At 73.5% G+C, this 6,158-nt stretch carries 5 protein-coding genes; 2 read left to right on the forward strand and 3 right to left on the reverse strand.

Annotated features, from left to right (window positions below; translation table 11 throughout):
- Both CCL05_RS21210 and CCL05_RS21215 read left to right on the forward strand, forming a co-directional pair.
- The coding region (locus CCL05_RS21210) for an AAA family ATPase (RefSeq protein ID WP_107400492.1) at positions 1-1,098 on the forward strand (1,098 nt) is incomplete at its 5' end.
- Between the two features lie 13 nt (positions 1,099-1,111).
- On the forward strand, positions 1,112-2,755 hold the full coding sequence (locus CCL05_RS21215; RefSeq protein WP_086562070.1) for a vWA domain-containing protein: 1,644 nt from the start codon (positions 1,112-1,114) through the stop codon (positions 2,753-2,755).
- 70 nt (positions 2,756-2,825) lie between these two features.
- Here the strand turns inward: CCL05_RS21215 and CCL05_RS21220 are convergent, their stop codons facing one another.
- The 3 genes from CCL05_RS21220 to CCL05_RS21230 all read right to left on the reverse strand — a co-directional run bounded on the left by CCL05_RS21220 (position 2,826) and on the right by CCL05_RS21230 (position 5,706).
- Positions 2,826-3,629 (reverse strand): sugar phosphate isomerase/epimerase family protein, encoded by an 804-nt coding sequence (locus CCL05_RS21220; protein ID WP_086562071.1) that lies wholly within the window; start codon positions 3,627-3,629, stop codon positions 2,826-2,828.
- A gap of 473 nt (positions 3,630-4,102) precedes the next feature.
- Positions 4,103-5,035 carry a bifunctional helix-turn-helix transcriptional regulator/GNAT family N-acetyltransferase gene (locus CCL05_RS21225; protein WP_086562072.1) on the reverse strand — a complete coding sequence of 311 codons (933 nt, stop codon included), beginning with the start codon at positions 5,033-5,035 and terminating at the stop codon, positions 4,103-4,105.
- Positions 5,036-5,109: 74 nt separating this feature from the next.
- On the reverse strand, positions 5,110-5,706 hold the full coding sequence (locus CCL05_RS21230; RefSeq protein ID WP_086562073.1) for a dihydrofolate reductase family protein: 597 nt from the start codon (positions 5,704-5,706) through the stop codon (positions 5,110-5,112).
- Between the last annotated feature and the right edge of the window lie 452 nt (positions 5,707-6,158).

Consider the following 6,158-nt stretch of genomic DNA (forward strand, 5'->3'; position numbering starts at 1 on the left):
CTGGTGACGCTGCTGGCCGGGCAGCACTCGCTGGTGCTCGGTCCCCCCGGGACGGCGAAGTCCGAGATGGCGCGGGAGCTCACGGGCCGGATCGAGGGGGCGACCTACTGGGAGATCCTGCTGTCGAAGTTCACCGCGCCGACGAGGATGTTCGGCCCCATCGACGTCGCCGCGCTGGCCCGGGGCGAGTACCGCCAGGTCTACGACGGCCGCGCCACCACCGCGCACGTCGCGTTCATCGACGAGATCTTCAAGTGCTCCACCGCGGCGCTGAACGAGACGCTGGGCTACCTCAACGAGCGCATCTACCACCCCGAGAACGGCGGCGAGCCGATCCGCTGCCCCCTCATCGGTGCCATCACGGCGAGCAACGAACTGCCGAGCGAGGACGACGCGGCGGCGATCTACGACCGGCTGCTGGTGCGGATCGAGGTCGGGTACCTGGAGAATCCCTCGAACTTCGCCGCGCTCGTACGATCCGCCGTCCGGCAGCCGGCGGCACCGGTCAGGACCACGATCGAGCTGGCCGCGTTGCAGCACGCCGTGCGCGAAGCCGTCCCGGCCGTGGACGTCCCGGACGCGATCGTGGACGCGGTGTGCACGCTGCGCGCCGCCCTGCGCCGCAGGGAACTCGTCGCCTCCGACCGCCGCTGGCGGCAGGCGGTGGGACTGCTCCAGGCCTCCGCGTACCTCGACGGCCGCCCGGCGGTCGACGAGACCGACCTGTCGCTGCTGACGCACGTGCTGTGGGACTCCCCCGCCGACCGTCCCACCGTCGAGCGCGAGGTGCTGCACCTGGTCAACCCCGACGCCAAGGAGGCGCTCGACCTGGCCGACGCCATCGACGAACTGGAGGCGCAGCTCGACGCCATGGCCGGGCAGTCCCGCGAGGCGCTGAGCGACTGGGTCATCAAGAAGGCTCACAACAAGCTCGCCACGGCGGGCAAGCGGCTGGAGAAGCTGCGCGAGGAGGCCGTGGCAGCCGGCCGCTCCACCGCCGCCATCGACCGGGTCACCGGCCGCCGGCGCGCCGTCCGCGCCCGGGTTCTCACCGAGGCCCTCGGCGTGGACGCGAGCATGGTGCAGGCACAGCTCTGAATCCGGGGGGCTGATGGTGGACGGGGCTTCGAGCGGGCCGGACGGGCTGGACGGGCTGGATGAGCTGGCGAGTCTGGCCGGGAAGTGGCTGGGGCTGTCCGCCGCCGTTCCCGGGCCACGGCACACCGCGGTCGTGGTCGCGGACCGGTTCGACCGGATGACCTGGCGGGACACCTACGAGCAGTCGGCCGCGCTGCGCGAGCTGGCCGAGGAGCTGGAGGCGCGCCACGACCACGCCACGGACCTCCTGACCGATGTGTTCCTGGCCGCCTACAAGGCCGGACCGCGGCTGCGGGAGCCCGCCGAGATGGATCCCTCCCGGCTGGCCGACCACCAGGTCGTCACCGCGCTGGTGGAGTCACCGGGGTTCACCGAGCTGCGCCGGGAGACGGCGGGTGATCCCTACGCCGCCGCCATGGCCGTACTCGCCCAGGCCGCCGCGCTGCGGGGGCTGCTGGAGCGCACCCGGGAGGCCCGGGAACAGGCCGGGCGGGCGGGGCAGGGGCAGCAGGACGCCGAAGAGGCGGCGTCCGCCGTGGCCGAGGCGCTGCGGCAGGCCGCCGAGGAGGCCGGCCGGGACGACACCGTGCCGGCTCCGGCCGCCGACGCCGTACGTCAGGCGGTCGAGACCGCCGAAGCCGCCGAGGCCGCCGCGCGGCAAGCCGCCCAGGACGCCGCGCGGGCTCTCGGGGCGGCGGCCGGCGGGGTCCGGGCCGGTGCGCGGAGCGCTGCGGCGCAGGCCGCCGAGGCCGTGCGGCAGGAGTCCGCGCTGCTGCGCGCGTGGGGCGTCGGCCCCGACGAGCTGGAGCGGATGCCGTTCGACCGGCGCGCCCGGCTCGCCGAGCGGCTGCGCACCGGCCGGCTCGCGCAGTGGGCCGAACTGATCGGCCGCTTCCGGCAGATGGCCCGGGGCGAGCGTGCCCGCAAGGTGGCGAACACCACCGGGGAACTGGTCGGCGTCACACTCGGCGACGACCTCTCCCGGGTCATCCCCTCCGAGCTGGCGGGCCTCGGTGTGCCCGAGCTGCGCGCGGTGTTCGCCGTGCGCTACGCCGCCGGGGAGCTGATGCTCTACGACAGTCAGGGCGAGCAGGCCACCGGCCAGGGCGCGATCATCGCGTGCGTGGACACCTCGCACTCGATGTACGAGGCCGGGCCCGGCGGGATCACCCGGGAGGCGTGGGCCAAGGGGTGCGCCCTGGCGCTGCTGGACCAGGCACGCGAGGCGGGGCGCGACTTCGTCGGCATCCTGTTCTCCGCCCCCGGCCGGTTGCAGGTCTTCCGCTTCCCGGCCGGCCGGTCCGCCGGCACGGACCGGGTCCTCGACTTCGCGGAGACCTTCCTCGGCGGCGGCACGAGCTACCAGACGCCGCTGTCGGCGGCCGGCGAGCTGCTGGAGGAGGAGTTCGGCGACACGGCCCGCATGCGGGGCGACATCGTGATGATCACCGACGACGACTGCGGCGTCACTCAGGAGTGGATGCGCGGCTGGAACGACGCCAAGCGCCGGCTCGGCTTCCGGGTGTTCGGCGTGGTCGTCGGCGCCCCGCGCGTCGGCGAGGCCGGCTCGGTGCTGGAGGCGCTGTGCGACAACCTCCGCTCCGTGGAGGACCTCACCGACGTCCACGCCGCCGCCGACCTGTTCCGCGTGATCTGACCGCACAGGGCGGGCACCGGGCCGTCGTCCGTTCCGTCCGGTGCTCTGCGGAGCCGGCGCGCCGGGCCCGTCACGCCGAGTCGTTCAGCAGTCGGTTCAGGTGTTCACGGCCCGGGCCCAACAGGTCGGGCAGGTCGGCGGCCGACTCGTACCAGCGCTTCTCGTACTCCCAGCACAGCCAGCCGTCCCAGCCGTGCCGGGAGAGGACCTCCACGCACTCGGCCAGCGGCAGAACGCCCGCGCCGAGCGGCAGCGGGGTCGTGTCCTCGGCGGAGGCGATGTCCTTGACCTGGACGTAGCCGAGGTGCGGGGAGAGGGCCGCATACGTCTCCGAGGGCTGTTCGCCGCCCAGCCAGGTGTGCATCACGTCCCACAGCGCGCCCACCTGGCGGTGGCCGACCAGTCCGAGGACGCGCATCGCGTCGGCGGCGGTGCGGTGCGAGTCGTGGGTCTCCAGGAGGATGCGCACGCCCAGGTCGTTCGCGTACTCGGCGGCCGTGCCCAGCCGCCGGGCGGCCGTCGCGTCGGCCTCCTCGGGGGTCTGGACGTCCAGGTCGCCGCCGGGGAAGACCCGGATGTACGGGGCGCCGAGGTCGCGGGCCAGGTCGAGGAGGGAGCGGATCTCGGCCAGGACGGGCTCGTCGTCGCCCGGCGCGGCGACCCGCGCGTAGCCCGCCAGGCCCAGGAGCTCTACGCCCGACCCCTTGAACTCGGCCGCGACATCGGTCCGTTCGGCGGAGCCGAGGCCGGGATGGACCGGTTCCTCGGGATGGGCGCGCAGCTCCACGCCGTGGTAGCCGTGCGCGGTCGCGAGCCGCAGGACGTCGGGCAGGGGCAGGCCGGGGACACCGAGGGTGGAGAACGCCAGCTTCATGTGGACGGACCCTACCCGGCACTCCTGCCGACGACTCCCTAGGCCCTGCCGTCACATTCCCGTCGTCCGCCCGAAGGGCGGGCCCCGCGGCGTCAGGTGCGTGCTCTCGCCGTGCCGGGCGCAGGCCCGCGTACTGGTTGTACGTGGGTCTGTGCCCGGTGCGGCGAGTGGGGGTACCTCCCACGCCCTTAAGGCAGTGGGGGAGGCGTGCATGGCGTCGCGGGGCAGGCGGGAATGTGACGGCAGGGCCTAGGGTCTGTCGTTTGGATCAGGTCGCAGGAATCCGGCAGCGCTTCTCAGCGCCGGTGAGCGGTGGTGCGTGCAGCTGCAAGGCGGAGGAGGGAGTCGACGCGATGGGGGCACCGCCCGCGCGAGCGAAGCCGAGCGTGGGGGAGTCGGTGACCGACGACAACGCCGCAGATGCGCGTGCCAGACCCCGCGTCTGCGGCGTGATCCAAACGACAGGCCCTAGGTCACTCGGGTGTTGCGAGAAGATCCAGTCGCCAGTCCTGGCCGACCAGGTCCTGGCCGAAGGAGCGGTGCGGTTTCTCCCCGACCAGCACGAAGCCGTGGCGCTGGTAGATGCGGCGGGCGGCGGCGAGGATGTCGTTGGTCCACAGGACGACCTCGCGGTAGCCGGCCTCGCGCGCGAAGGCGACGACGGCCCCGACCAGCCGGTCCCCGATGCCCAGGCCGCGCGCGTCCGGCTCGACGAGCAGCAGCCGGAGCCGGGCGGCCCCCGGGACGTCGTCCCGTACGACCATCACGCACCCCACCGGCCGGCCGTCCAGCTCGGCGATCCAGGTCCGCTCCAGATGCGGGTCGTGGTCCTCGGCGTACTCGGCGACGATCCGGGCGACCAGGCCCTCGTACTCGAGGTTGAAGCCGTACTCGGCGGCGTACAGGGCGGCGTTGCGCTGCACGATCCAGCCCAGGTCGCCGGGGACGGGGTCGCGCAGGACGACGTCCTCGGGGCGTGGCGCCCGGCCCTCGCCCAGGAGCGTCCGGACGGTTCGCAGCGCCTCCGCGAGCCGCGGCCGGTCCTCGGCGCGCACGGTGTCCAGCATCGCCCCGACCGTCTCGCGCGCCCGCTCGTCGAGGAGGGCGGCGGCCTCCCGGCCGCGCTCGGTGAGGCTGATACGGCGGCGGCGCGGGTCCGTCTTCGACGGTCCGCGCTCGACCAGCCCGTCCTCCTCGAACTTGTTCAGGATGCGGCTCAGGTACCCGGCGTCCAGGTGCAGCTGGGTCCGCAGGTCGGCGGCGTCCGTGCGCGGCGCGTGCGCGAGTTCGTAGAGCACGCGGGACTCGGTGAGGGTGTAGGGCGCGTAGAGGTGACGGCCGTAGTCGAGCGCGCCGATGACGTTCGTGTAGAAGCGGTTGAAGGAGCGGATGTCCTGGACGGTCATGGCCACGACCCCCGATGTTTGACTCAGTCAGAGATTCCCGTCGGGTCGAGCCTAGACGGCCGGGGCGCCCGGGACTAGCCCTTCGCGGCCGGCCGGTAGACGCACACCTGGGCGCCGGTCTTGGCGGTGGTCGTCGAGACCAGCTCCATCGGGCGCTTGCCGCCGTCGTCGGGAAAGATCGTCTTGCCGCCGCCCAGCAGCACGGGCATGACGACGAGCTGGAGCTCGTCGACCAGGCCCTCGGACAGGAGCGTGCGCACGAGCGTCGGGCTGCCCATCATCGCCAGGTCGCCGCCCTCGGCCTCGCGCAGCTCCCGAATGCGGGCGACGGCCTGGCCGCCGGGGATGAGCGCGGTGTTGTTCCAGGTGAGGTCGGCCTCGCCGAGCGTGCTGGAGACGACGTACTTCTTCAGGGAGTTCATCCGGTCGGCGAAAGGATCCCCGGCCCGCTCGGGCCAGGCGCCCGCCATCGTCTGCCAGGTCCGCCGCCCGAACAGCAGCGCCTCGGCCCGCCCGAGCCCCGCGTCGAAGGCACCGCCCAGCACCTCCTCGTCGAAGTACGGGTGCGACCACCCCCCGTGCGCGAACCCGCCGTCGGTGTCCTCCTGCGGCCCGCCCGGCGCCTGCACGACGCCGTCCAGGCTGATGAACTCGGTGATCACGATGCGCATAGGACTCTCTCCTGTGTTCTCGCTCGGGCGCTGACGGCACTACAGACCTGCGGACGACACGAAACTCATCGCCGGTGGGACCGGGGACCGACGTCCGGGACATGGTGTCCCGGAGGTGACGGCCGCGCACGACGAACGCGCCGATCGGCACGACGCGTTGTCGTCACCGGCAGGCGGCGGCGAGTGGGTGCGCTGCGTCCGTGCTCCGGCGACGGAAGCACCTGCCTCGCCGTCCGTGGCGGCACCGGCGCCCACGACCACCGCCGCCGGCCTCGGCTGCACTCTGGGGGCTGCCGCCCCCAGGCCCCCGCTTCGGCCTGAACGGCCTCGTCCTCAAAACGCCGGACGGGCCGGGTTGTGGCTGATCGGCGTTGAGAACCGCAGGGGGAGCCACAGGTCGGACAGCGGGACGCCAGGTGCCGAGGCGGGTGCGTCCAGGCCCGGGCCTGGAC

The sequence above is a fragment of the Streptomyces africanus genome, assembly GCF_002150735.1.
GTDB lineage: Bacteria > Actinomycetota > Actinomycetes > Streptomycetales > Streptomycetaceae > Streptomyces > Streptomyces africanus.

Coding starts and splice junctions, on each gene's coding strand:
- CCL05_RS21215 (WP_086562070.1), top strand. CDS start 1,112: ATGGTGGACGGGGCTTCGAGCGGGCCGGACGGGCTGGACGGGCTGGAT.
- CCL05_RS21220 (WP_086562071.1), bottom strand. CDS start 3,629: ATGAAGCTGGCGTTCTCCACCCTCGGTGTCCCCGGCCTGCCCCTGCCC.
- CCL05_RS21225 (WP_086562072.1), bottom strand. CDS start 5,035: ATGACCGTCCAGGACATCCGCTCCTTCAACCGCTTCTACACGAACGTC.
- CCL05_RS21230 (WP_086562073.1), bottom strand. CDS start 5,706: ATGCGCATCGTGATCACCGAGTTCATCAGCCTGGACGGCGTCGTGCAG.